Annotated in this window: 20 protein-coding genes; 12 read left to right on the forward strand and 8 right to left on the reverse strand. The window is 56.9% G+C overall.

The window, feature by feature from the left end; genetic code table 11:
- Positions 1 to 83: 83 nt before the first annotated feature.
- Positions 84 to 1373 carry a citrate synthase gene (gene gltA / locus ACJJU9_RS07875; RefSeq protein WP_048368579.1) on the reverse strand — a complete coding sequence of 430 codons (1290 nt, stop codon included), beginning with the start codon at positions 1371 to 1373 and terminating at the stop codon, positions 84 to 86.
- Positions 1374 to 1723: 350 nt separating this feature from the next.
- Between gltA and sdhC the strand changes: the two genes are divergently transcribed.
- The 10 genes from sdhC to brnQ all read left to right on the forward strand — a co-directional run bounded on the left by sdhC (position 1724) and on the right by brnQ (position 14973).
- Positions 1724 to 2110 carry a succinate dehydrogenase, cytochrome b556 subunit gene (gene sdhC, locus ACJJU9_RS07880; RefSeq protein WP_019408939.1) on the forward strand — a complete coding sequence of 129 codons (387 nt, stop codon included), beginning with the start codon at positions 1724 to 1726 and terminating at the stop codon, positions 2108 to 2110.
- Entirely contained in the window at positions 2104 to 2472 is a 369-nt protein-coding gene (sdhD, locus tag ACJJU9_RS07885; protein ID WP_003446906.1) for a succinate dehydrogenase, hydrophobic membrane anchor protein, read from the forward strand. Before sdhC ends, sdhD begins: the two co-directional genes overlap by 7 nt.
- A 3-nt stretch (positions 2473 to 2475) precedes the next feature.
- Positions 2476 to 4251, forward strand: a complete 1776-nt coding sequence (sdhA, locus tag ACJJU9_RS07890) for a succinate dehydrogenase flavoprotein subunit (RefSeq protein WP_048368578.1) — start codon at positions 2476 to 2478, stop codon at positions 4249 to 4251.
- Positions 4252 to 4262: 11 nt separating this feature from the next.
- Positions 4263 to 4967 (forward strand): succinate dehydrogenase iron-sulfur subunit, encoded by a 705-nt coding sequence (locus tag ACJJU9_RS07895; protein ID WP_048368577.1) that lies wholly within the window; start codon positions 4263 to 4265, stop codon positions 4965 to 4967.
- A gap of 257 nt (positions 4968 to 5224) precedes the next feature.
- Complete coding sequence (locus tag ACJJU9_RS07900; RefSeq protein WP_048391336.1) at positions 5225 to 8056, forward strand: 2-oxoglutarate dehydrogenase E1 component; 2832 nt, start codon at positions 5225 to 5227, stop codon at positions 8054 to 8056.
- Between the two features lie 41 nt (positions 8057 to 8097).
- Positions 8098 to 9321, forward strand: coding sequence for a 2-oxoglutarate dehydrogenase complex dihydrolipoyllysine-residue succinyltransferase (gene odhB / locus ACJJU9_RS07905; RefSeq protein ID WP_407730404.1), 1224 nt, complete (start codon positions 8098 to 8100; stop codon positions 9319 to 9321).
- A gap of 105 nt (positions 9322 to 9426) precedes the next feature.
- The gene (lpdA, locus tag ACJJU9_RS07910) at positions 9427 to 10863 is read left to right on the forward strand and encodes a dihydrolipoyl dehydrogenase (protein WP_048368574.1); all 1437 of its coding nucleotides are present in this window, start codon (positions 9427 to 9429) and stop codon (positions 10861 to 10863) included.
- 227 nt (positions 10864 to 11090) lie between these two features.
- A complete protein-coding gene (gene sucC / locus ACJJU9_RS07915; protein WP_048368573.1) occupies positions 11091 to 12257 on the forward strand; it encodes an ADP-forming succinate--CoA ligase subunit beta in 1167 nt (388 codons plus the stop codon).
- The gene (gene sucD, locus ACJJU9_RS07920) at positions 12257 to 13138 is read left to right on the forward strand and encodes a succinate--CoA ligase subunit alpha (RefSeq protein WP_003223019.1); all 882 of its coding nucleotides are present in this window, start codon (positions 12257 to 12259) and stop codon (positions 13136 to 13138) included. Before sucC ends, sucD begins: the two co-directional genes overlap by 1 nt.
- A gap of 521 nt (positions 13139 to 13659) precedes the next feature.
- Complete coding sequence (gene brnQ, locus ACJJU9_RS07925) at positions 13660 to 14973, forward strand: branched-chain amino acid transport system II carrier protein (RefSeq protein WP_048391678.1); 1314 nt, start codon at positions 13660 to 13662, stop codon at positions 14971 to 14973.
- Positions 14974 to 15145: 172 nt separating this feature from the next.
- On the opposite strand, the gene ACJJU9_RS07930 is transcribed toward brnQ, so the two are convergent.
- Positions 15146 to 15400 (reverse strand): hypothetical protein, encoded by a 255-nt coding sequence (locus tag ACJJU9_RS07930; protein WP_048391680.1) that lies wholly within the window; start codon positions 15398 to 15400, stop codon positions 15146 to 15148.
- 221 nt (positions 15401 to 15621) lie between these two features.
- Between ACJJU9_RS07930 and htpG the strand changes: the two genes are divergently transcribed.
- Both htpG and ACJJU9_RS07940 read left to right on the forward strand, forming a co-directional pair.
- A complete protein-coding gene (gene htpG / locus ACJJU9_RS07935) occupies positions 15622 to 17526 on the forward strand; it encodes a molecular chaperone HtpG (RefSeq protein WP_048368570.1) in 1905 nt (634 codons plus the stop codon).
- Between the two features lie 59 nt (positions 17527 to 17585).
- Positions 17586 to 18314, forward strand: a complete 729-nt coding sequence (locus ACJJU9_RS07940) for a dienelactone hydrolase family protein (protein ID WP_407730405.1) — start codon at positions 17586 to 17588, stop codon at positions 18312 to 18314.
- 76 nt (positions 18315 to 18390) lie between these two features.
- Here ACJJU9_RS07940 and yegQ read toward each other — a convergent pair whose 3' ends face one another.
- The 6 genes from yegQ to ACJJU9_RS07970 form a co-directional block, all read right to left on the reverse strand.
- Positions 18391 to 19731: a tRNA 5-hydroxyuridine modification protein YegQ gene (gene yegQ, locus ACJJU9_RS07945; RefSeq protein ID WP_407730406.1), complete on the reverse strand. Its 1341-nt coding sequence runs from the start codon at positions 19729 to 19731 to the stop codon at positions 18391 to 18393.
- An 84-nt stretch (positions 19732 to 19815) separates the two neighbouring features.
- On the reverse strand, positions 19816 to 20730 hold the full coding sequence (locus ACJJU9_RS07950) for an EamA family transporter (RefSeq protein WP_407730407.1): 915 nt from the start codon (positions 20728 to 20730) through the stop codon (positions 19816 to 19818).
- A 113-nt stretch (positions 20731 to 20843) separates the two neighbouring features.
- Positions 20844 to 22124, reverse strand: a complete 1281-nt coding sequence (locus ACJJU9_RS07955; RefSeq protein WP_048368566.1) for a TRAP transporter large permease — start codon at positions 22122 to 22124, stop codon at positions 20844 to 20846.
- On the reverse strand, positions 22125 to 22652 hold the full coding sequence (locus ACJJU9_RS07960; protein ID WP_048387721.1) for a TRAP transporter small permease: 528 nt from the start codon (positions 22650 to 22652) through the stop codon (positions 22125 to 22127). It abuts the gene before it with no gap.
- Positions 22653 to 22715: 63 nt separating this feature from the next.
- Positions 22716 to 23699 (reverse strand): TRAP transporter substrate-binding protein, encoded by a 984-nt coding sequence (locus ACJJU9_RS07965; protein ID WP_048368564.1) that lies wholly within the window; start codon positions 23697 to 23699, stop codon positions 22716 to 22718.
- Positions 23700 to 23758: 59 nt separating this feature from the next.
- Positions 23759 to 24646, reverse strand: a complete 888-nt coding sequence (locus tag ACJJU9_RS07970) for a glucurono-1,5-lactonase (RefSeq protein WP_048387723.1) — start codon at positions 24644 to 24646, stop codon at positions 23759 to 23761.
- Between the last annotated feature and the right edge of the window lie 26 nt (positions 24647 to 24672).

Genomic DNA, 24672 nt, shown 5'->3' on the forward strand with positions numbered 1-24672 from the left:
TTACTGCGCACAAAAAAATACGGCCTCTAACAAGTAGAGGCCGTATCGGCTGCAGCTAAGACGCTATCGTGGTATCAATGGTCTTATTTGCGGTCTTCAAGCTTGCTGAAGTCACGCGACTCGTAGCCGGTGTACAGCTGGCGTGGACGGCCAATCTTGTACGGGCTGGAGAGCATTTCTTTCCAGTGCGAGATCCAGCCGACAGTCCGCGACAGGGCGAAGATTACGGTGAACATGCTGGTAGGAATGCCGATCGCCTTGAGGATGATCCCCGAGTAGAAGTCGACGTTCGGGTACAGCGAGCGCTCGATGAAGTAAGGGTCGGTCAGAGCGATCTCTTCCAGGCGCATGGCCAGTTCGAGTTGTGGGTCATTTTTGATGCCCAGCTCTTTCAGTACTTCGTCACAGGTCTTTTTCATCACGGTGGCGCGCGGGTCGCGGTTTTTGTAAACGCGGTGACCAAAGCCCATCAGTTTGAATGGATCGTTCTTGTCCTTGGCCTTGGCGATGAACTTGTCGATGTTGGATACATCGCCAATTTCGTCGAGCATGGTCAGAACAGCTTCGTTGGCGCCGCCGTGAGCCGGGCCCCACAGTGCTGCGATGCCTGCAGCGATACACGCGAACGGGTTGGCGCCCGAAGAGCCCGCCAAGCGTACGGTAGAGGTCGATGCGTTCTGTTCGTGGTCGGCGTGCAGGATAAAGATCTTATCCATGGCCTTGGCCAGTACCGGGCTGATCGGTTTGATCTCGCACGGTGTGTTGAACATCATGTGCAGGAAGTTTTCGGCGTAGCTCAGGTCGTTACGCGGGTACATCATGGGTTGACCCATGGAGTACTTGTAAACCATGGCTGCCAGCGTTGGCATCTTGGCAACCAGACGGATCGCGGAGATTTCGCGATGCTGCGGGTTATTGATGTCCAGGGAGTCGTGGTAGAAAGCCGACAGTGCGCCGACCACGCCGCACATGACGGCCATCGGGTGAGCGTCACGACGGAAGCCGTTGAAGAAGGTCTTCAACTGCTCGTGAACCATGGTGTGGTTCTTCACGTTGCTGACAAACTGAGCCTTCTGTTCTACCGTCGGCAGTTCGCCGTTCAGCAGCAGGTAAGCTGTTTCCAGGTAGTCAGAGTGTTCAGCCAGTTGTTCGATCGGGTAGCCGCGGTGCAGCAGGATACCGTTGTCACCATCAATATAGGTGATCTTCGACTCGCAGGATGCAGTCGACATGAAGCCTGGGTCGAATGTGAATCGGCCCGTGGCCGTGAGGCCGCGCACATCGATTACATCGGGACCAACGGTGCCAGTTAAAATGGGCAGCTCGACGGGGGCAGCGCCCTCGATGATCAACTGCGCTTTTTTGTCAGCCATGTGGCCTCCTATTTATGCTTGAAATCATCAGACAGACCCCCCACGCAGGGCCCGCACCACTATAGTTAGATAAATTTGAATGTCAATTTGCCTAAAGTCTTGCTGTACAAGGCTTTCAGGAGTCATTTTTCTCGAATATCCCCGCCGTTTACGCCTTTTATGCAAAGAGTGCAATGCTCTATTAGAGGGAGGTGATTGCGTTGTCATTAGTAACCTAACTGTCTATACTCGGCAGCCGACCGCCAGAGGCTTTTGGGCCTGTTTAGATGGGGGTCGTCACTCCCGGGTGGTGGGTACCTGACCAGTGCGCATCCCAACAAACTTGCCCTGATTGTTAGGGGCTCTTCAGTGTGAAAAAAGCCGTGAATAGCCAACGACCTGTAAACCTAGACCTAAGGACCATCAAACTCCCCATCACCGGCGTTACGTCGTTTCTGCACCGCGTATCGGGCATCATTCTTTTTCTCGGCCTGGGCTTCATGCTTTATGCATTGAGCAAATCCCTGGGTTCCGAAGAAGGTTTTGCCGAGGTGAAGGCATGCTTGACCAGCCCGCTGGCCAAATTCATTGCATGGGGCCTGCTATCTGCCTTGCTGTATCACTTGGTTGCCGGTGTGCGCCACTTGATCATGGATATGGGCATCGGTGAGACGCTGGAAGGCGGCAAGCTGGGCTCGAAAATCGTAATCGTCATTTCCGTAGTGATGATTGTTCTGGCAGGAGTTTGGATATGGTAACCAGCGTTACGAACCTATCGCGTTCGGGCCTCTATGACTGGATGGCACAACGTGTGTCTGCGGTCGTTCTAGCGGCTTATTTCATTTTCCTGATCGGATACCTCGTTGCGAACCCTGGCATTGGCTACGCCCAATGGCACGAACTGTTCGCAAGCAACTGGATGCGTATCTTCAGCCTGTTGGCCCTGGTTGCCCTTGGCGCTCACGCCTGGGTCGGCATGTGGACCATCGCGACTGACTACCTGACGCCAATGGCGCTGGGCAAGTCCGCGACAGCAGTACGTTTCCTCTTCCAGGCAGTATGCGGCGTTGCGATGTTCGCTTACTTCGTCTGGGGTGTGCAGATTCTTTGGGGTATCTGATTCATGGCTAACACAGTTAATACACTTTCCTTCGACGCCATCATTATTGGCGGCGGCGGTGCCGGTATGCGCGCTGCGTTGCAACTGGCTCAAGGCGGTCACAAGACTGCTGTAATCACCAAGGTTTTCCCGACTCGTTCCCACACCGTATCGGCTCAGGGTGGCATCACCTGCGCGATCGCGTCTGCGGATCCAAACGATGACTGGCGCTGGCACATGTACGATACCGTCAAGGGTTCCGACTACATCGGTGACCAGGACGCTATCGAATACATGTGTTCCGTAGGCCCAGAGGCCGTATTCGAACTCGAGCACATGGGTCTGCCGTTCTCCCGTACCGAGCAAGGCCGTATCTACCAGCGTCCTTTCGGCGGTCAGTCCAAGGACTTTGGTAAAGGTGGTCAGGCTGCCCGTACCTGCGCTGCTGCTGACCGTACTGGTCACGCACTGCTGCACACCCTGTACCAGGCCAACCTGAAAGCCGGCACTGTATTCCTGAACGAATACTACGGTGTCGACCTGGTTAAAAACGAAGCTGGCGATTTCGTCGGCATGATCGTTATCTGCATCGAAACTGGCGAAACTTCCTATGTTCGCGCCAACGCCACCGTACTGGCGACTGGCGGTGCAGGCCGTATCTACTCTTCGACGACCAACGCCCTGATCAACACAGGCGACGGTATCGGCATGGCCCTGCGTGCAGGCGTACCGGTACAGGACATCGAAATGTGGCAGTTCCACCCAACCGGTATTGCCGGCGCCGGTGTACTGGTTACCGAAGGTTGCCGTGGTGAAGGTGGATACCTGATCAACAAGCACGGCGAGCGTTTCATGGAGCGTTACGCTCCGAACGCCAAAGACCTTGCTGGTCGTGACGTAGTAGCACGCTCGATGGTTAAAGAAATCATCGCGGGCAACGGTTGCGGTCCAGATGGCGACCACGTAATGCTGAAGCTTGACCACCTCGGTGAAGAAGTTCTGCACAGCCGTCTGCCAGGTATCTGCGAGCTGTCCAAGACTTTCGCCCACGTTGACCCGGTACTGGCCCCAGTTCCAGTGGTTCCAACTTGCCACTATATGATGGGCGGCGTTGCCACCAACATTCATGGCCAGGCGATCACCCAGGACGCCGACGGCAACGACCAGATCATCCCTGGCCTGTTCGCAGTAGGTGAAGTGGCGTGCGTATCGGTTCACGGTGCCAACCGTCTGGGCGGCAACTCGTTGCTCGACCTGGTGGTATTCGGTCGTGCTGCCGGTCTGTTCCTTGAGCAGACGCTTAAAGAAGGCGTTGATTACGCTCGTCCACGTCAGTCCGACATCGACGCTGCCCTGGCACGTCTGGACGGTCTGAACTCGCGCACTGATGGCGAAGACGTTGCGACCCTGCGCAAAGAACTGCAGAGCTGCATGCAGAACTACTTCGGCGTATTCCGTACCGGCGAATACATGCAGAAGGGTATTACCCAGCTGCAAGACCTGCGCAAGCGCATTGCCAACGTGAAGATCAACGATAAGAGCCAAGCGTTCAACACTGCTCGTATCGAAGCCCTTGAGCTGCAAAACCTGCTCGAAGTGGCTGAAGCCACTGCTATCGCTGCTGAAACCCGTAAGGAATCGCGCGGTGCTCACGCCCGTGAAGACTTCGAAGATCGTGACGACGTTAACTGGCTGTGCCACACCCTGTACTTCCCGGGTGAGAAACGCGTAGCCAAGCGTGCGGTGAACTTCTCGCCGAAAACCGTTCCGACCTTCCAGCCAATGGTTCGTACTTACTAAGGGTGGCCGATATGTTGAAAGTCAGTGTTTATCGCTACAACCCGGATCAGGACGCTGCGCCGTTCATGCAAGAATTCCAGGTCAATACCAACGGTAAAGACCTGATGGTGCTGGACGTACTGGCCCTGATCAAAGAGCAGGACGAAGGTTTCTCCTATCGTCGCTCTTGCCGTGAGGGCGTTTGCGGCTCCGACGGCATGAACATCAACGGTAAAAACGGCCTGGCGTGCGTAACGCCGCTGTCTTCCGTTGTAAAAGGTAACAAGTTGGTGATTCGTCCGCTGCCAGGTTTGCCGGTTATCCGTGACCTGGTCGTCGACATGAGCATCTTCTACAAGCAATACGAGAAGGTGAAGCCGTTCCTGCAGAACGATACTCCGGCTCCGGCCATCGAGCGTCTGCAATCGCCAGAAGAGCGTGAAAAGCTCGACGGTCTGTACGAGTGCATCCTGTGCGCTTGCTGCTCGACTTCGTGCCCGTCCTTCTGGTGGAACCCGGACAAGTTCCTGGGCCCTGCTGCACTGCTGCAAGCCTACCGCTTCCTGGCTGACAGCCGTGACACCAAGACCAGCGAGCGTCTGGCTTCACTGGATGACCCGTTCAGCGTATTCCGCTGCCGCGGGATCATGAACTGCGTAAACGTGTGTCCGAAGGGCCTGAACCCGACTAAGGCCATCGGTCACGTGCGTAGCATGCTGCTGCAAAGCGGCGTGTGATTCAAAGCTGCACTGCAACACCGTTGTAACCGTAGATGCTACGGCGCAGGCTTCAACCGGCGCCGTAGTTATAACCTGAGCAGCAGCTCACAAAGTTGCGGCTCTTATTTTGAAGAAATGAGACCAGCAGGGGCATCCGGGCTGGTACCCGGACTATCAGCGTGACTCTAGTGGCTTGTTTTAGTCGCTGTATTCGGACTTTCTCAAGTGCTGTGGTGTTTTCGCCGATGGTGTCCCCTAACCGAGGGTGACCAAGCATGCAAGAAAGCGTGATGCAGCGCATGTGGAACAGCGGCTATCTTTCAGGTGGTAACGCTGCCTATGTGGAAGAGCTCTATGAGCTCTACCTGCACGACCCTAACGCTGTGCCAGAAGAATGGCGCACCAAATTTCAGACGTTGCCTACTGAGGGCAACTCTGCCAACGATGTTTCGCACTCCACAATCCGCGATCATTTCGTGTTGCTGGCGAAGAACCAGCGCCGCGCCCAACCGGTATCTGCCGGTAGCGTGAGCAGCGAACACGAGAAGAAGCAGGTTGAAGTGCTGCGATTGATCCAGGCCTATCGGATGCGCGGCCACCAGGCAGCCCAGCTTGATCCGCTGGGGCTGTGGCAGCGTCCTGCACCTGCAGACCTGTCGATCAATCATTACGGCTTGACCAATGCCGATCTTGATACGACCTTCCGTGCCGGCGACCTGTATATCGGCAAAGAGGAAGCGAGCCTACGCGAAATTCTCGAAGCGTTGCAGCAGACATATTGCCGCACCATTGGCGCCGAGTTCACGCACATCGTCGATTCCGAGCAGCGCCACTGGTTTGAACAGCGTCTCGAAAGCGTACGTGGCCGTCCGACCTATTCGGCAGACATCAAAAGCCACCTGCTTGAGCGCGTGACCGCAGCTGAAGGCCTGGAGAAGTACCTGGGCACCAAGTACCCGGGCACCAAGCGTTTCGGTCTGGAAGGCGGCGAGAGCCTGATTCCGTTGCTGGACGAGCTGATTCAGCGTTCGGGCAACTACGGCACCAAAGAAATCGTTATCGGCATGGCCCACCGTGGTCGTCTGAACGTGCTGGTCAACACCTTCGGTAAAAACCCGCGCGACCTGTTCGACGAGTTCGAAGGCAAGAAAAAAATCGAGCTGGGTTCCGGTGACGTTAAATACCACCAGGGCTTCTCGTCCAACGTGATGACCTCGGGTGGCGAAGTTCACCTGGCCATGGCGTTTAACCCTTCCCACCTGGAAATCGTTTCTCCAGTGGTTGAAGGTTCGGTACGTGCACGTCAAGACCGTCGTAACGACGCAACGGGCGAAAAAGTACTGCCTATTTCCATCCACGGTGACGCTGCATTTGCAGGTCAGGGCGTGGTCATGGAAACCTTCCAGATGTCGCAGACCCGCGGCTTCAAGACTGGCGGTACGGTTCACCTGGTGATCAACAACCAGGTTGGCTTCACCATCAGCAACCCTGAAGACTCGCGTTCGACCGAGTACTGCACTGACGTCGCGAAAATGATTCAGGCGCCGATCCTCCATGTTAATGGTGATGATCCGGAAGCCGTTCTGTTCGTGACCCAGCTGGCAATCGACTACCGCATGCAGTTCAAGCGTGACGTCGTGATCGACCTGTTCTGCTACCGCCGTCGCGGTCACAACGAGGCCGACGAGCCAAACGGTACTCAGCCGTTGATGTATCAGCAAATCGCCAAGCAGCGCACCACGCGTGAACTGTATGCCGAGCGTCTGACTCAAGAAAAAGTGGTAGACGAAGAGCGCGTTCAGGCCAAGATCGACGAATACCGCAACGCGCTGGACAACGGTCTGCATGTTGTGAAAAGTCTGGTCAAAGAGCCGAACAAAGAGCTGTTCGTTGACTGGCGTCCGTACCTGGGCCACGCCTGGACTGCGCGTCACGACACACGCTTTGATCTGAAAACCCTGCAAGAACTGTCGGCCAAGCTGCTGGAAATTCCAGAAGGCTTCGTCATGCAGCGTCAGGTGTCGAAGATCTACGAAGACCGTCAAAAAATGCAAGCCGGCGGCCTGCCGATCAACTGGGGTTATGCCGAAACCATGGCATACGCGACCCTGGCGTTCGAAGGTCACCCGATCCGCATGACCGGTCAGGACATCGGCCGCGGTACGTTCTCGCACCGTCACGCAGTGTTGCACAACCAAAAAGACGCCAGCACCTACATTCCTCTGCAGCACCTGTACGAAGGTCAGCCTCGCTTTGACCTGTACGACTCGCTGCTGTCGGAAGAAGCGGTATTGGCGTTCGAATACGGCTACTCGACCACCACGCCAAACGGCCTGGTGATCTGGGAAGCCCAGTTCGGTGACTTCGCCAACGGTGCACAGGTTGTTATCGACCAGTTCATCACCAGCGGCGAGCACAAGTGGGGTCGCCTGTGCGGTCTGACCATGCTGTTGCCACACGGCTACGAAGGTCAGGGCCCAGAGCACTCCTCGGCACGTCTTGAGCGTTACCTGCAATTGTGCGCTGAGCACAACATTCAGGTGTGCGTACCAACCACTCCAGCGCAGATCTACCACCTGCTGCGCCGTCAGGTTATCCGTCCGCTGCGCAAGCCGCTGGTGGTACTGACACCGAAGTCGTTGCTGCGTCACAAATTGGCAATCTCGACACTGGAAGATCTGGCCGAAGGTTCGTTCCAGACCGTTATTCCAGAAATCGATGCACAAGATCCGGCGAACGTCGGTCGTATCGTGCTGTGTAGCGGCAAGGTCTACTACGACCTGTTGGAAAAACGCCGTGCCGAAGGTCGTGATGACATCGCTATCGTGCGTCTTGAGCAGCTGTATCCGTTCCCTGAGGACGACTTGATTGAAGTCCTGGCTCCGTACAAAAACGCCAAGCACATTGTCTGGTGTCAGGAAGAGCCAATGAACCAGGGCGCCTGGTACTGCAGCCAGCACCACATGCGTCGCATCATTGGCGGTCACGATAAATCTCTCGTGCTTGAGTACGCGGGCCGTGACGCTTCTGCTGCACCTGCTTGTGGTTACGCATCGATGCACGCTGAGCAACAGGCCAAACTGTTGCAAGACGCGTTCACTGTTTAACGCCTTCGCGCACTGAAACCGAATTAAAGGAACCAAAGAACATGGCTATCGAGATCAAAGCCCCAACATTTCCGGAATCGGTTGCCGATGGCACCGTTGCCACCTGGCACAAGCAACCAGGCGACGCTGTAAAGCGTGACGACCTGATCGTTGACATCGAAACCGACAAAGTCGTACTGGAAGTATTGGCGACTGCTGACGGCGTTCTGGGCGCAATCGTGAAAAACGAAGGCGACACCGTTCTGTCCGACGAAGTATTGGGCTCCATCGTTGAAGGCGGTGCTGCTGCCGCTGCTCCAGCCGCCGCTGCAACACCGGCTGCCCAAGCTGCTGCTCCAGCCGCTGCTGACGGCGAAGACGATCCAGTGGCTGCTCCGGCTGCACGCAAGATCGCTGAAGAAAACGGCATCAACATCGCTTCCGTTGCCGGTACTGGCAAAGGCGGTCGTGTGACCAAAGAAGACGTTGTGGCTGCTGTTGCTGCCAAGAAAGCCGCTCCGGCTGCCGCACCTGCCAAAGCTGCTGCGCCTGCTGCCACTGCTCCGGTATTCGCTGCTGGCGACCGCGTAGAAAAACGCGTTCCAATGACCCGCGTTCGCGCTACCGTGGCCAAGCGTCTGGTAGAAGCTCAGTCGAACATGGCGATGCTGACCACGTTCAACGAAGTTGACATGACCGAAATCATGGCACTGCGTTCGAAGTACAAGGACCTGTTCGAGAAGTCCCACAACGGCGTACGCCTGGGCTTCATGTCGTTCTTCGTTAAAGCCGCTACCGAAGCCCTGAAACGCTTCCCGGCTGTCAACGCGTCGATCGACGGTTCGGACATCGTTTACCACGGCTACGCCGACATCGGTGTTGCAGTGTCCAGCGACCGTGGCCTGGTAGTTCCAGTACTGCGTAACGCTGAACTGATGAGCCTGGCTGAAATCGAAGGCGGCATCGCTGCTTACGGCAAAAAAGCCCGTGATGGCAAACTGTCGATTGACGAAATGACCGGCGGTACGTTCACCATCACCAACGGTGGTACTTTCGGTTCGATGATGTCGACCCCGATCGTTAACCCGCCGCAAGCCGCGATCCTGGGCATGCACAACATCCTTCAGCGTCCAATGGCAGTCAACGGTCAGGTTGTAATCCGTCCGATGATGTACCTGGCTCTGTCTTACGATCACCGCTTGATCGACGGCAAAGAAGCTGTAAGTTTCCTGGTAGCCATCAAAAACCTGCTGGAAGACCCAGCTCGTCTGCTGCTGGATATTTAATAGGAGCAGCTTCAAGTTGCGAGCTTCAAGCTGCCTGTAACGCAGCTTGGCTTGCAGCTTGAAGTTCCGAGCTTGAAGCTTGTAGCTAATAGAGGATCTATTCCCATGTCTCAGAAATTTGACGTTGTAGTGATTGGTGCGGGCCCTGGCGGCTACGTTGCCGCGATCAAGGCCGCGCAACTGGGCCTTTCGACTGCATGCATCGAAAAATACACCGACAAAGAAGGCAAACTGGCATTGGGCGGTACTTGCCTGAACGTTGGTTGCATTCCATCCAAGGCGCTGCTGGACAGCTCCTGGAAGTATCACGAAGCCAAGGATGCATTTGCTATCCACGGCATCACCACCGGTGAAGTGAACATGGACGTGCCAGCGATGGTTGGCCGTAAAGCCAACATCGTTAAAGGCCTGACCTCCGGCGTTGCGACCCTGTTCAAAGCCAACGGTGTTACCTCCCTGCAAGGCCACGGCAAACTGCTGGCCGGCAAGCGCGTTGAGCTGACCAAGCCAGATGGCAGCGTTGAAATCATCGAAGCCGAGAACGTGATTCTGGCTTCCGGTTCGCGTCCTATCGACATTCCGCCAGCTCCAGTTGATAACAACGTGATCGTTGATTCGACCGGCGCACTGGAATTCCAGGCCGTACCTAAGCGTCTGGGCGTTATCGGCGCTGGCGTTATCGGTCTGGAACTGGGTTCGGTATGGTCCCGTCTGGGCGCTCAGGTAACGGTTCTGGAAGCACTGGACACGTTCCTGATGGCGGCTGACGCTGCTGTGTCCAAAGAAGCCTACAAAACCCTGACCAAACAAGGTCTGGACATCAAGCTGGGCGCTCGCGTGACCGGTTCCAAGGTAAACGGCGACGAAGTCGTTGTGACCTACACCGACGCCAACGGCGAACAGACCATCACCTTCGACAAGCTGATCGTAGCGGTAGGTCGTCGCCCTGTGACTACCGAACTGCTGGCAGCTGACAGCGGCGTGACCATCGACGAGCGCGGTTTCGTGTTTGTTGACGATCATTGCGCTACCAGCGTACCGGGCGTTTACGCCATCGGTGACGTGGTTCGCGGCATGATGCTGGCACACAAGGCTTCTGAAGAAGGCATCATGGTGGTTGAGCGCATCAAAGGTCACAAGACCGAGATGAACTACGACCTGATTCCATCGGTTATTTACACTCACCCGGAGATCGCATGGGTAGGTAAAACCGAACAGGCCTTGAAAGCTGAAGGCGTTGAAGTTAACGTCGGCACCTTCCCGTTCGCAGCCAGTGGCCGTGCCATGGCAGCAAACGACACCGGTGGCTTTGTTAAAGTCATTGCTGATGCCAAAACTGACCGCGTACTGGGCGTCCACGTGATTGGCCCGAGCGCAGCAGAGCTGGTACAGCAGGGCGCAATCGGTATGGAATTCGGCACCAGTGCCGAGGATCTGGGCATGATGGTTTTCTCCCATCCAACCCTGTCCGAAGCGTTGCATGAAGCAGCGCTGGCAGTGAATGGCGGCGCCATCCACATTGCCAACCGTAAGAAACGTTAAGACCAGACAATAAGAAACCACGGCGGTTTGCCCGTCGTGAGCCTTGCTAGCAAGCCTCACCGCGGAACTTCCGCCGGACGCAGTCTTGTCTTGTTTTATCCAGGCCCGGCCTTTGCTCACGCAATGGCCGGGTTTGCTAAAGCAGCACAAGCAGCAGTCACAGGTGGTGCGGCACTAATAAAAGTGCAGCGCCGAATGCGCAGTACCTAACGAAGACGGTAAAAAGCATGAATCTTCACGAGTATCAGGGTAAGCAGCTGTTCGCTGAGTACGGCCTGCCAGTATCCAAGGGTTATGCAGTAGACACCCCGGAAGCAGCGGCTGAAGCTTGCGACAAAATTGGCGGAACCGAATGGGTTGTAAAAGCCCAGGTTCACGCAGGCGGTCGCGGCAAAGCGGGCGGCGTTAAGCTGGTTCGCAACAAAGAAGACGCTAAAGCATTTGCTCAGCAGTGGCTGGGCAAGCGTCTGGTGACTTACCAAACTGACGCCAATGGTCAGCCGGTCACCAAAATCCTGGTTGAATCGTGCACTGATATCGCTAAAGAGCTGTACCTGGGCGCTGTCGTTGACCGTTCCAGCCGTCGTATCGTGTTCATGGCTTCCACCGAAGGTGGCGTGGACATCGAGAAGATCGCACACGACACTCCAGAAAAAATTCTCAAAGCAACCATCGATCCACTGGTTGGCGCTCAGCCATTCCAGGGTCGCGAGTTGGCATTCCAGCTGGGTCTGGAAGGCAAGCAAGTTGCTCAGTTCGCCAAGATCTTCGTAGGTCTGGCCAAACTGTTCAAGGATCACGATCTGGCCCTGCTGGAAGTGAACCCGCTGGTTATCAAGACTGACGGCGACCTGCACTGCCTCGATGCAAAAATCAACATCGACGCAAACGCCATGTACCGTCAGCCCAAGCTGAAAACTTTCCACGATCCGTCGCAAGACGATCCGCGCGAAGCGCACGCTGCCCAGTTCGAACTGAACTACGTAGCGCTGGAAGGCAACATCGGCTGCATGGTAAACGGTGCCGGTCTGGCCATGGGTACCATGGACATCGTTAACCTGCACGGCGGCAAGCCAGCCAACTTCCTCGACGTAGGTGGCGGCGCAACCAAAGAACGCGTAACTGAAGCGTTCAAAATCATCCTGTCCGACAGCAATGTCGCGGCAGTACTGGTTAACATTTTCGGCGGCATCGTTCGTTGCGACATGATTGCTGAAGGCATCATCGGCGCAGTGAAAGAAGTCGGCGTGAAAATCCCGGTGGTTGTGCGCCTTGAAGGCAACAACGCTGAACTGGGCGCTAAAGTACTGGCAGACAGCGGCCTGAACATCATCGCTGCTACCAGCTTGACCGACGCTGCTCAACAAGTTGTTAAAGCTGCGGAGGGCAAGTAATGAGCGTCCTGATCAATAAAGACACCAAAGTTATCTGCCAGGGCATCACTGGTTCGCAAGGTAGCTTCCACACCCAGCAAGCCATCGAGTACGGCACCAAGATGGTTGGCGGCGTAACTCCGGGCAAAGGCGGCACCGAGCACCTGGGTCTGCCAGTGTTCAACACCGTGAAAGACGCCGTAGCTGCCACTGGCGCCACCGCCAGCGTGATCTACGTTCCGGCTCCTTTCTGCAAGGACTCCATCCTTGAAGCAGCGTTCGGCGGCATCAAGCTGATCGTGTGCATCACCGAAGGCATTCCTACCCTGGACATGCTGGACGCTAAAGTTAAGTGCGACGAGCTGGGTGTTACCCTGATCGGCCCTAACTGCCCAGGCGTGATCACTCCGGGCGAGTGCAAGATCGGCATCATGCCAGGTCACATTCACTTGCCAGGCAAAGTAGGCATCGTGTCGCGTTCCGGCACCCTGACTTACGAAGCTGTGAAGCAAACCACTGACGCCGGTTTCGGTCAGTCGACGTGTGTAGGTATCGGTGGTGACCCGATCCCTGGCTCGAACTTCATCGACATCCTGAAACTGTTCCAGGAAGACCCGAAGACCGAAGCGATCGTCATGATCGGTGAGATCGGCGGTTCGGCTGAAGAAGAAGCGGCTGCCTACATCAAGGCACACGTGACCAAGCCAGTTGTTTCCTACATCGCTGGTGTGACTGCCCCTCCAGGCAAGCGCATGGGCCATGCTGGCGCAATCATCTCTGGCGGCAAGGGCACTGCAGACGAGAAGTTTGCTGCTCTGCAAGACGCAGGCGTAAAAACCGTGCGTTCGCTGGCAGACATCGGCAAGGCCTTGGCCGAGCTGACCGGTTGGGCTGTCAAGTAAGCCACGCGCTTAACTGATTGCTACACCAGGCAAAGGCCACCTTCGGGTGGCCTTTGTGCATTCTGGGATAACCAAATCCCCTATAGGAGTGGCCGCCCCGTCTTCGACGCCGCGCTGTCGCGCAGCAAACAGGCCGCCGAGTATCTTGAGCATCCCCCAATCGGTTCCCTCTCCTTCGGGAGAGGGCTAGGGTGAGGGGGCTCTTAGACCAAGATCAAAAGATCGCGAGACAAGCTCGCTCCTACAGCGATGTGGGAATGCTCACGTAGGAAAATCACACCAGTTTAAATTTCGATGTCATCCAGGCGACAACTGCGTTCGTTCATCGGACAGAACGCCCTGCAACAGTGCGTTCATCTTAAAAACTCGGTAATCTTGCCGCCATTCTGCTTTTCTGCGTGTGCGTCCCACAAGGAAGCCACGCGCTAGACGGGTCGGTCTTATTCAGACTGACAACATTTCCCATATCCGCACGGGAAATTCCCCTCTAAATCCCGATTTACTAGTGTGGTACTTCCGTAATGAAAGTTTTGAAAGGCCAGGACATTCTGGCACTTGGGTTTATGACCTTTGCCCTGTTCGTTGGGGCTGGCAATATCATTTTCCCGCCAATCGTTGGTTTGCAATCCGGGCCTAATGTCTGGATCGCCGCGCTGGGCTTTTTGATTACGGCTGTGGGTTTGCCGGTTGTCACTGTTGTCGCCCTGGCCAAAGTTGGCGGCGGCATGGATGCACTGAGCAGCCCGATTGGCAAAATCGCCGGTGGCTTGCTCGCGGCTGCGGCCTACCTGGCTGTGGGTCCGCTGTTCGCCACACCGCGTACGGCAACCGTGTCGTTCGAAGTGGGTCTGGCTCCCCTGACCGGTGAAAGCCCGTTGGCGCTATTCCTGTACAGCTCCGTGTACTTCTTGATCGTGTTCTTCGTTTCGCTGTATCCAGGTCGTTTGCTGGACACGGTAGGGCGTTTCCTGGCTCCGCTCAAAATCATCGCCCTGGCCATTCTCGGTATCGCCGCGTTTGCCTTGCCTGCCGGTGATATCGGTAGCGCGACCCCGGTCTATGAGGCTGCGCCGTTCTCTCAAGGGTTTATCCAGGGTTACCTGACCATGGACACGTTGGGCGCGCTCGTCTTCGGCATCGTGATCGTTAACGCGATCCGTTCCCGTGGTGTCGAGTCGCCGAAACTGATCACCCGCTACGCGATCATTGCTGGCCTGGTGGCAGGTGTCGGTCTGACATTGGTGTACCTCAGCCTGTTCCGTCTGGGCTCCGGCAGCCATGAAGTGGCTATCGGTGCAACCAACGGGGCTGCGGTGTTGCACGCCTATGTTCAGCACACCTTTGGTTCGCTCGGCAGTGGTTTCCTGGCGGTGTTGATTGCATTGGCATGCCTGGTAACAGCGGTGGGCCTGACCTGTGCCTGTGCCGAGTACTTCAGCAAGATCTTGCCGCTGTCCTACAAGACACTGGTGATTATCCTTGCTGTGTTCTCGCTGGTGGTGTCCAACCTGGGTCTGACCAAGTTGATCGCCTTTTCCATACCGGTACTGACCGCCATTTACCCGCCGTGCATCGTGCTGGTGGCCTTGAGTTTCTGCAAAGGCTTCTGGAATGAGCAGACGCGTATCGTCGGTCCGGTGATGCTGGCGTCGTTCATTTTTGGCGTGGTCGATGCCCTGAAAGGCGCTGGCCTGGCAGATGGCTTGCCGAACTGGCTGACTCACATGCCGTTCAGCGAGCAAGGCCTGGCCTGGCTGGTGCCGTCGCTGATCGTTCTGGTCGGTGCGTTCATTTACGACCGCCTGCTGGGCAAGTCGCAAGAAGCCATTGCCTGACGACACTGCCCGCCAAAAGCGCGCCCACGGTGTCAATAAAAAAGCCCTGTATCGATGAGATACAGGGCTTTTTTTATGGCGCTTGCCTGTAAGAGCGAGCTTGCCTCGCGATCTTTTAAAAGATCAAAAGATCGCGAGGCAAGCTCGCTCCTACAAGGTCAGCTACAGCGAATTACTTGCTTTCAGCCGCTGGAGCATCCTGAGCGGCTTCTTTTGCTGCTGCTTCATTGGATTCAGCTTGGGCTTTAGCCGCCTCAGCGTTCTCTTTGGCAGCGTCGTTTACCTTGTCTTGCGCTTCAGACATTTTTTGTTGAGCTTGTTCTGCGTGCTGATTAGCGTCCTGGGCTTTGTCTTCGGATTTTTTATCGCAAGCAGCAAGGCCCAGGGAAGCGGCCAGCATCAAGGCAACAGCAACGGTATTACGCATGGGATGTTTCTCCTTGTGAGTAGTTCTACGGGGCGTTTGAGCCAGCCCGCGGTACTTAAGTTCCATCACCCTGCAGATATATAAGTAGTGCCGACTGCACAGAATCTATTGGTAAAAAGTATCAGGCCTTGAAATCCAGAGTTCAGGCCCCAACTTTCATCACATCCCGCCGCTAACCCTCTTGGGCGTGGCTCATGCCATCTAATCGGAGTTTGATAACAATGAGCGTGGAAACTCAAAAGGAAACCCTGGGCTTCCAGACCGAGGTCAAGCAACTGTTGCACCTCATGATCCATTCGCTGTATTCCAACAAGGAAATCTTCCTTCGCGAATTGATCTCGAACGCCTCTGATGCTGTCGACAAATTACGTTTTGAAGCGCTGTCCAAACCAGAACTGTTGGAGGGCGGCGACGAACTTAAAATCCGTGTGAGCTTCGACAAGGACGCTAAAACCGTCACCCTCGAAGACAACGGTATTGGCATGAACCGTGACGACGTGATCGCCCACCTGGGTACGATCGCCAAGTCCGGCACCGCCGATTTCATGAAAAACCTGTCGGGCGATCAAAAGAAAGACTCGAACCTCATCGGTCAGTTCGGTGTGGGCTTCTACTCGGCCTTTATCGTCGCTGACAAAGTTGACGTATATAGCCGCCGCGCCGGTACACCTGCCAGCGAAGGCGTGCACTGGTCTTCCAAAGGCGAAGGCGAGTTCGAAGTTGAGAACGTCGAAAAAGCCTCTCGCGGCACCAAGATCGTTCTGCACCTCAAGTCTGGCGACGAAGAGTTCGCCGATGGCTGGCGCCTGCGCAACATCATCAAAAAATACTCCGACCACATCGCCTTGCCGATCGAACTGCCTAAAGAGCAGGCCGCGGCCGAAGGTGAAGAAGCACCGGCACTGGAATGGGAAACCGTTAACCGCGCCAGCGCCCTGTGGACCCGTCCTCGCACTGAAGTGAAGGACGAGGAATACCAGGAGTTCTACAAGCACATTGCCCACGACTACGAGAACCCGCTGGCCTGGAGCCACAACAAGGTTGAAGGCAAGCTCGAATACAGCTCGCTGCTCTATGTCCCGGCCCGTGCACCGTTCGACCTGTACCAGCGTGAAGCGCCTAAAGGCCTGAAGCTGTATGTACAGCGCGTATTCGTGATGGATCAGGCTGAGTCGTTCCTGCCGCTGTACCTGCGCTTCATCAAAGGTGTGGTTGACTCCAACGACCTGTCGCTGAACGTGTCGCGTGAAATCCTGCAGAAAGATCCGATCATCGACTCCATGAAGTCGGCGCTGACCAAGCGTGTTCTGGACATGCTGGAAAAACTGGCGAAGAACGAGCCAGAGAAATATCAGGGCTTCTGGAAAAACTTCGGTCAGGTCATCAAAGAAGGCCCGGCAGAAGATTTCGCCAACAAAGAAAAAATCGCCGGTCTGCTGCGCTTTGCCTCGACCCACGGTGATGATGGCGAGCAAACGGTTTCTCTGGCCGAGTACCTGGCACGTGCCAAAGAAGGCCAGGACAAGATCTACTACCTGACCGGCGAAACTTACGCTCAGGTCAAAAACAGCCCGCACCTGGAAGTCTTCCGCAAGAAAGGCATCGAAGTGCTGCTGCTGACCGACCGTATCGACGAGTGGCTGATGAGCTACCTGACCGAATTCGACGGCAAGAGCTTTGTTGACGTGGCGCGCGGTGACCTCGATCTGGGCAACCTGGACTCCGAAGAGGACAAAAAAGCCGCAGAAGAAGTGGCCAAGGCCAAAGAAGGTCTGGTTGAGCGCATCAAGACCGCGCTGGGTGAAAGCGTCAGCGAAGTGCGTGTGTCGCACCGTCTGACCGACTCGCCAGCCATTCTGGCAATTGGTGAACAAGACCTGGGCCTGCAAATGCGCCAGATCCTTGAAGCCAGCGGTCAGAAAGTGCCGGACTCCAAGCCGATCTTTGAATTCAACCCGGGTCACCCGCTGATCGAAAAACTGGATGCGGAGCAGAGCGAAGAGCGTTTTGACGACCTGTCGCACATTCTCTTCGACCAGGCTGCCCTGGCGGCCGGTGACAGCCTCAAAGATCCGGCGGCGTATGTCCGTCGCCTAAATAAGTTGTTAGTTGAGTTGTCCGTGTAACACGTCTATAAAAAACCCGCTTCGGCGGGTTTTTTTTGCTTTGAATTCGGGAGTTTTTAATGAAATCAATTACGGTCAGTTCTGTGGTCTATCAAATCGATGGCCAAGCTTACGAAAGCCGCCTGGCATATGACCCAAGCCGCGAAGAGTCGCTGCCGGGTTTGCTGATGGCACCGAACTGGATTGGCATCAGCGCAGGCGCCGAGGACATCGCCAAAAAGGTCGCTGAGCAAGGGTATGTGGTGCTGATTGCGGACCTGTACGGCCAAGGCGTTCGTCCCGCCAACGGTGATGAAGCCGGTGCTGCCATGATGCCGCTGAAAAATGACCGTGCCTTGCTGCGCAAACGCATGCAGGCAGCCTACGCGGTGCTCAAAGAGCAAACTGAGGCCAAGGTCGATAGCCAGCAATTGGCGACCTTTGGTTTCTGCTTTGGTGGGTGCTGTTCGCTGGAACTGGCCCGTGATGGCGCTGCGCTCAAGGCTGCGGTGTCGTTCCATGGCTCGCTGGATACGCCAAACCCGGTAGACGCCAACAACATCACCGGCTCTGTTTTGGTATTGCACGGCGCGTCCGACCCGTTGGTGCCCCATGAGCAATTGCCGGCTTTTGAAGCCGAGATGAATGCGGCCGGAGTGGACTGGCAGTTGACCAGCTACGGCGGCGCAGTGCATTCGTTCACCGACCCGCACGCCAACGTACCCGGCAAAATGATGTACGACGCCAAGACCGCGCACCGCGCCTTCACCGCCATGCACAACCTGCTGGATGAAGTGTTCAAGGGCTAAATAGTCTGTAGGAACTGCCGTAGGCTGCGATCGTTTGATCTTTAAAAGATCGCAGCCTGCGGCAGCGACTACAGGTTTAGAGTGTCCTTTCTATGGTCTCGCTCACCGTCAAATCACGCATCAGCAGGGCATAGCTCAGGTCCACCTGTTCGGGGATCGGCAAGTAAACTGTGTGCCCATCACCCGGCGCGACTTCGATCGGCAACCCCGCGGTGTTATGCAATTGGTCCAGGTCAAAGTGGTAATTGCCGCGTGGAGTCATCAACTCCAGGTGATCGCCCAAGGCAAAACGGTTTTTGACTTTGACTTCCGCGAGACCTTTGCGTCGCTCGCCGGTCAATTCACCGACAAACTGCTGGCGGTGTGACAGAGAACTGCCGTGCAGATAATTCTGGTACTCGTCATGCACATGCCGACGCAAAAAGCCTTCGGTGTAGCCGCGCTGCGCCAATGACTCCAGATCATTCATCAAGTTGCGGTCGAACTCACGGCCGGCCACCGCATCATCAATCGCCTTGCGATAGACCTGCGTCGCCCGCGCACAGTAAAAGTGCGACTTGGTACGCCCCTCAATCTTCAGTGAATGCACGCCCATCTCTGTCAGCCGTGCTACGTGTTGTACCGCGCGCAGGTCTTTGGAGTTCATGATGTAGGTGCCGTGCTCGTCCTCGAATGCCGACATGGGTTCGTCCGGGCGGTTGCTTTCGTGCAGCACAAACACTTCGTCGGTCGGCGCGCCCAGACCGAGGGTCGGCTCAACCACTTTCACCACATTGCCCAATTCGTTTTCTGTGGCGGGCTTGGCTTCGTACTTCCAGCGACACGCGTTGGTGCAACTGCCTTGATTGGCGTCGCGCTTGTTCATGTAGCCGGACAGCAGGCAGCGGCCGGAGTAGGCCATGCACAACGCACCATGGACGAAAATCTCAAGCTCCATGTCCGGCACCTGCTGACGGATTTCTTCGATCTCTTCCAGCGACAGCTCGCGGGACAGGATGATCCGGCTCAAGCCTTGCTGGCGCCAGAACTCGACACTGGCCCAGTTCACCGTGTTGGCCTGCACCGACAAGTGAATCGGCATCTGCGCGAAGTGCTGGCGCACCAGCATGATCAGCCCGGGGTCGGACATGATCAGCGCATCCGGCCCCATGGCTATCACCGGCTCCAGGTCCTTGAGGAAGGTGCGCAGCTTGGCGTTGTGCGGGGCGATGTTGACCACCACGTAAAAGCGTTTGCCTTGGGCCTGAGCCTCGCGAATGCCGATGGCCAGGTTGTCGTGGTCAAACTCGTTGTTGCGCACCCGCAAGCTGTAGCGCGGCTGGCCGGCGTAAACCGCGTCCGCGCCATAGGCGAAGGCGTAGCGCATGTTTTTCAGGGTGCCCGCAGGGGCGAGGAGTTCGGGTGGAGCAAGGCGCATGGTCGGGTCTTTCGCAAAAAGGCGCGATGGTAGACGAGCCTTTGGGCGCACTTATTGATCTGGATCTAAAAACCCGTACCTGGCTTAACGCGCCGTGCGCTGCAAGGCCAGCATGACGATCCCGGCGACCACAATCAGCCCGCCGATTACCTGGCCATTGCTGAGCACCTGGTCCAGGATCAGCCAGCCAAACAGCAGGCTCGCCACGGGCTCAACGTTCATCACCGGGGCGTTTTGCGCCATGTTCAAACGCGTCATGCAGATAAACAGCAAGCAGAACCCGAAGCCATACAAGGTGACCAGGCAGGCGAGGGCTGTCCAGCCGGTGGACGAGCTGGGCAACGACACGCCGTCGGGCAACACGCCGCTGATCCCGGCCAGTGTGGCGGCGCTGAACACAATCAACATGGTCAGCATGCTGCGTACGCTGCCGCGCAGGCTCGACAATTTGTGATCGGTGATCCACAGCGCACAGGCGAACACCGAAGCGGCACCAAAGCCAAACATAATGCCCTCCAGCCATTGCGCCTCGGTGCTGCCCTGATTGGCCAGACGCTCGGGCACGTCCAGCGCAAACACCAGGCCGCACATGATCAGGCCCATCAGCAGAGCTGCGCGGCGGGTGGGCGCAGCGCCGCCCAGCGCCCATGTCAGCAGCACCAGCAGAATCGGCGCCATATTGCCGATCAACAACGCCAGCGCGACGGGTATGCGCGCCACTGCTGAATAAAGAAAAAAACTTTGCGCCGCAATCAGCAGGCCGAGCAACAGTTGCCAGCGCCAGTTTGCAGCCGTCAATCGAGGTCGTTCGCGTTGCCAGACCACCAAGGCCGTCAGCACCAGCAAGGTGACTCCGGCGCGGCACAGAATCGCCAGCAACAGGCCGGTATCGTGATCGAAAGCAATACGCGCAGCGATATGGTTTCCGGCAAAGGCACAGGCCAGCAGCACCAGAATCAACACCGCAACATGACGGGGAAACAGAGCAGGAGCAGACATAAGCAACCAGCCTCCTTGGCTGGATAAATACGCACTGTAGGAGCGAGCTTGCCTCGCGATCTTTTAAAGGCTCAAAAGATCGCGAGACAAGCTCGCTCCTACAGAGGGGAGGGTTACAACACCAGGCTTGGCAGCCACAGCGAGATGGCCGGTACGTAGGTCACCAGCATCAGCACGCCGAACAACGCCAGGTAGAACGGCAGCAGAGCTTTAACGGTGCTTTCAATCGTGACTTTGCCCACCGCCGCGCCGACAAACAGCACGGCACCTACCGGCGGGGTAATCAGCCCGATGCCCAGGTTCACCAGCATGATCATGCCGAAGTGCACCGGATCAACGCCGATACCGATGATCACCGGCAGCAAAATCGGCGTCAGGATCAAAATCAGCGGCGCCATGTCCATCACCGTGCCCAGCAGCAGCAACATGACGTTGATGCACATCAGGATCACGTAACGGTTATCCGACAGCGTCAGGAACGCCGTGGTGATTTTCATCGGGATTTCCATCAGCGTCAGGATGTAACCGAAGCTGGCGGCAAAACCGATCAGGATCATCACGATCGAAATCGTCCGTACCGCCCGGTGCATCAACTTGGGCAGGTCGCGCCACTTGTAGTCGCGGTAGATAAACATGGTCACGAAGAACGACCACAACACCGCAATGGCCGCCGACTCGGTGGCCGTAAAAATCCCCGACAAAATACCGCCCAGGATGATGACCATGGCCATCAGCCCCCACAGCGCGTCACCGGCGATTTTCAGGGCCTTTTTCAGCGGGATCACTTCGCCCTTGGGGTAGTTGCGCTTGCGCGCAAAGATCATGCACAGGCCCATCATCACCGCACTGAGCAACAGCCCCGGCATGATCCCGGCCATAAACAGCGAAGCAATTGAAACCGTGCCACCGGCCGCCAGCGAGTACAGCACCGAGTTGTGGCTCGGCGGGGTGAGCAGGGCCTGTACCGAGCCGCTGACCGTCACCGCCGTAGAGAACTCGCGAGGGTAGCCCGCACGCTCCATTTCCGGGATCAGCACCGACCCCACCGAGGCGGTGTCGGCCACCGACGAGCCCGAGATGGCGCCAAAGAAGGTCGAGGCCACGATGTTGACCAGCGACAGGCCGCCGCGCACAAAGCCCACCAGTACCCCGGCGAAGGCGACCAGCCGGCGCGACATGCCGCCTTCGGCCATGATCGCGCCCGCCAGAACGAAGAACGGGATCGCCAGCAGCGAGAATTTGTTCACGCCGCCGGCCACTTGAATCATCAGCGCGTCGAACGGAATTTCAATCCACCAGGCGCCGATCAACGCCGACAGGCCCAGCGCGTAAGCCACCGGCATGCCAATCAGAATCAGCGCAACAAAGCTGCCCAACAGTACCAAAGCGTCCATTTATACGGCCTCTTCGCTGGCTTCTACGATGTCGAACCGCACAACACGGCGGTGGCTCTGGTCGCCCAGGAAGAGCTTTTCCAGGACAAAGATCAGCGTGATCAAGCCGCCGATAGGGATGGGCAGATACGAAATACCCACCCGCATGGACGGCATTTCGCCGAGAAATTGGTTCCAGGTGGTGGCGCAGAGTTTGAAGCCCTTGACCGCCATGAACAGGCAGACGATGACCATCAGGATCTGTACCAGCACCGCCACCGGTTTACGCACGTGCAGCGGCATGCGCTCAACCGCCATGGCCACGGCCATGTGTGCGCCTGCGCGATAGCTGGCTGCCGCACCGAAGAAGGTAAACACCACCATCAACAAAATGGCGGTGGGTTCTGGCCAGCTGGACCCTGAGCCCAGCACGTAGCGGGCGAAGATGCCCCAAGGGATGATCAGGGTCATGGTCAACACCGACAACCCGGCGATCGCAATACAGACCCTGTACAGAAAGTCGTTAAAACGCAGCACGGCATTTTTCATGGAGGCTCACCCCTGTGGCGGTGAACGGGCTGGCGCCCGCCACCGCGGCGTTATCGGACAGGCTTACTGAACAGCTTCGATACGCGAGATCAGCTCTTTGTAGTTGGCGCCGTATTTGTCACGAACCGGTTGGGTGGCGTCGTAGAAGGCTTTTTTCTGGTCCGGGGTGAGGGTGATGAACTCCACACCGGCGGTTTTGAGTTTGGCTTCGCTCTCGGCCGACTTTTTATCCCAGATCACGCGTTCTTCCATTTGCGCTTCACGGGCCAGTTTCTGCACCAGTGCCTGTTGCTCAGGGTTGAGCTTGTTCCACGTGGTTTTGGCAATCACGATGGGTTCCGGCAGGATCAAATGGTCAGTCCAGGTGAAGTACTTGGCGTTCTGGTAGTGGTTGTGTTCAAGGAACGTCGGCGGGTTGTTTTCGGCGCCATCAATCACGCCCGTCTGCAGGGCGCTGAAGATCTCGCCGGTGGCCATGGCAATGCCGTTACCGCCCATGTCATTGATGGTGTCGATAAACACCGGGTTGCCTTGCACGCGGATCTTCATGCCTTTGAGGTCGGCAATCTCACGCACGGGTTTTTTGGTGTAGAGGTTGCGGGTCCCGCCGTCCATCCACGCCAGAGCGACCATGTTGAAGTCGGAGTTGGTGATTTTGTCGAGCATCTCCTGGCCGATTTCGCCGTCGATGATTTTGCGCATGTGCGCTTGATCGCGGAACACGAAAGGCAGGTTGAAGGCATTGGTTTCCGGCACCACCGGGCCCAAGATGCCGAGGCTGACACGGGTCATTTGCACGGCGCCAGACTGCAACTGTTCAACCACTTCTTTCTCGGAACCGAGCACGCCACCGGCAAACATCTTGAACGAAATGTCGCCGTTGCTTTGCGCCGCCAGCTTTTTGCCCATCTCTTGTTCAGCCACTACCGGCGGATAGCCGACCGGGTGAACTTCAGCGAATTTGATCTTGATTTCGGCCTGGGCTACGCCCGAGAGGCAGAAGGCAAGCGGCAATGCAGCGATGAGTAAGGTGCGTTTGAAATCCATGGGTCACTCCACATATTGTTTTTGTTATTTAAAGGTTCTGGATCAGCAGGATTAAACAGTCAGCTTGTGTACGCGGGCTCCGCCAGCCCTTTAACGCCAGGGTTAAGGGCAAACACGCCGCCCGCCAAAGGTTGGTCACTGAGGTCGCCAGCCGGGCGAATCGAGGTGACGAACAGGGTGTCCAGATTCGCGCCGCCAAAGGCGCACATCGCAGGCTTCTTGACCGGGACGGCCAGCGAGCGGTCAAGTGTGCCTTCGGGGGTAAACCGGTGAATCAACCCGGCATCGTTGCCGCAAATCCAGTAGCAGCCGTCGGCGTCGACAGCGGCGCCGTCAGGTCGGCCGGGATGTTGTGTCATGTCGACAAACAGGCGGCGGTTGTGTGGGGTGGCCGTGTCGATGTCGTAATCGAAGGCCCAGATCTTTTGCACGTCCGGGTGCGAGTCCGAGAGGTACATCGTTAGGCCGTCCGGGCTGAACGCCAGGCCGTTAGGCACGATAAACCCGGTCATCTGCGGTTTTAGAGGTTCGTGTTGCCCGGCTTCATAGCGATACATCGCACCGGCGGGCACCCCAGCGGCCATGTCCAGCAGCATGGTGCCGGCCCAGAAGCGGCCCTGGCGATCACAGCGGCCATCATTGAAGCGCATGCCCGCTTGGGCGTGGTTCACGCTGCTTAACAGGCGTGTGCTCAGGCGGCCATCGGCCTGGGGCGTGAGGGTGAACACGCCGCTTTCCATTGCGCCAATCCAGTGGCCGTCGCTGCCTCTGGCGATACACGCGAGCATTTGCGGGGCTTCCCAGCTTTGGCTGAAGCCATCGGCGGCCTGCCAGCGGTGCAGACGCCGGGCCGGGATATCAACCCAGTACAGCGCTTGTTCGGCAACACTCCAGACCGGGCTTTCACCCGTGGCATTGCGTGCGTCGAGAATCAGTTCGGCAGTCATGCGGCTTGACCCCTGTCGTTATTGTT

This window comes from Pseudomonas helleri (assembly GCF_045830615.1).
Lineage (GTDB): Bacteria > Pseudomonadota > Gammaproteobacteria > Pseudomonadales > Pseudomonadaceae > Aquipseudomonas > Aquipseudomonas helleri.

Bases quoted from the DNA above. Each gene is read 5' to 3' on its own strand.
- yegQ (WP_407730406.1), bottom strand. From the start codon at position 19,731: ATGCGCCTTGCTCCACCCGAACTCCTCGCCCCTGCGGGCACCCTGAAA.
- odhB (WP_407730404.1), top strand. From the start codon at position 8,098: ATGGCTATCGAGATCAAAGCCCCAACATTTCCGGAATCGGTTGCCGAT.
- ACJJU9_RS07900 (WP_048391336.1), top strand. From the start codon at position 5,225: ATGCAAGAAAGCGTGATGCAGCGCATGTGGAACAGCGGCTATCTTTCA.
- lpdA (WP_048368574.1), top strand. From the start codon at position 9,427: ATGTCTCAGAAATTTGACGTTGTAGTGATTGGTGCGGGCCCTGGCGGC.
- sucC (WP_048368573.1), top strand. From the start codon at position 11,091: ATGAATCTTCACGAGTATCAGGGTAAGCAGCTGTTCGCTGAGTACGGC.
- brnQ (WP_048391678.1), top strand. From the start codon at position 13,660: ATGAAAGTTTTGAAAGGCCAGGACATTCTGGCACTTGGGTTTATGACC.
- ACJJU9_RS07970 (WP_048387723.1), bottom strand. From the start codon at position 24,646: ATGACTGCCGAACTGATTCTCGACGCACGCAATGCCACGGGTGAAAGC.
- sucD (WP_003223019.1), top strand. From the start codon at position 12,257: ATGAGCGTCCTGATCAATAAAGACACCAAAGTTATCTGCCAGGGCATC.
- gltA (WP_048368579.1), bottom strand. From the start codon at position 1,373: ATGGCTGACAAAAAAGCGCAGTTGATCATCGAGGGCGCTGCCCCCGTC.
- ACJJU9_RS07950 (WP_407730407.1), bottom strand. From the start codon at position 20,730: ATGTCTGCTCCTGCTCTGTTTCCCCGTCATGTTGCGGTGTTGATTCTG.
- ACJJU9_RS07960 (WP_048387721.1), bottom strand. From the start codon at position 22,652: ATGAAAAATGCCGTGCTGCGTTTTAACGACTTTCTGTACAGGGTCTGT.
- ACJJU9_RS07940 (WP_407730405.1), top strand. From the start codon at position 17,586: ATGAAATCAATTACGGTCAGTTCTGTGGTCTATCAAATCGATGGCCAA.
- sdhD (WP_003446906.1), top strand. From the start codon at position 2,104: ATGGTAACCAGCGTTACGAACCTATCGCGTTCGGGCCTCTATGACTGG.
- ACJJU9_RS07955 (WP_048368566.1), bottom strand. From the start codon at position 22,124: ATGGACGCTTTGGTACTGTTGGGCAGCTTTGTTGCGCTGATTCTGATT.
- ACJJU9_RS07930 (WP_048391680.1), bottom strand. From the start codon at position 15,400: ATGCGTAATACCGTTGCTGTTGCCTTGATGCTGGCCGCTTCCCTGGGC.
- ACJJU9_RS07965 (WP_048368564.1), bottom strand. From the start codon at position 23,699: ATGGATTTCAAACGCACCTTACTCATCGCTGCATTGCCGCTTGCCTTC.
- ACJJU9_RS07895 (WP_048368577.1), top strand. From the start codon at position 4,263: ATGTTGAAAGTCAGTGTTTATCGCTACAACCCGGATCAGGACGCTGCG.
- htpG (WP_048368570.1), top strand. From the start codon at position 15,622: ATGAGCGTGGAAACTCAAAAGGAAACCCTGGGCTTCCAGACCGAGGTC.
- sdhA (WP_048368578.1), top strand. From the start codon at position 2,476: ATGGCTAACACAGTTAATACACTTTCCTTCGACGCCATCATTATTGGC.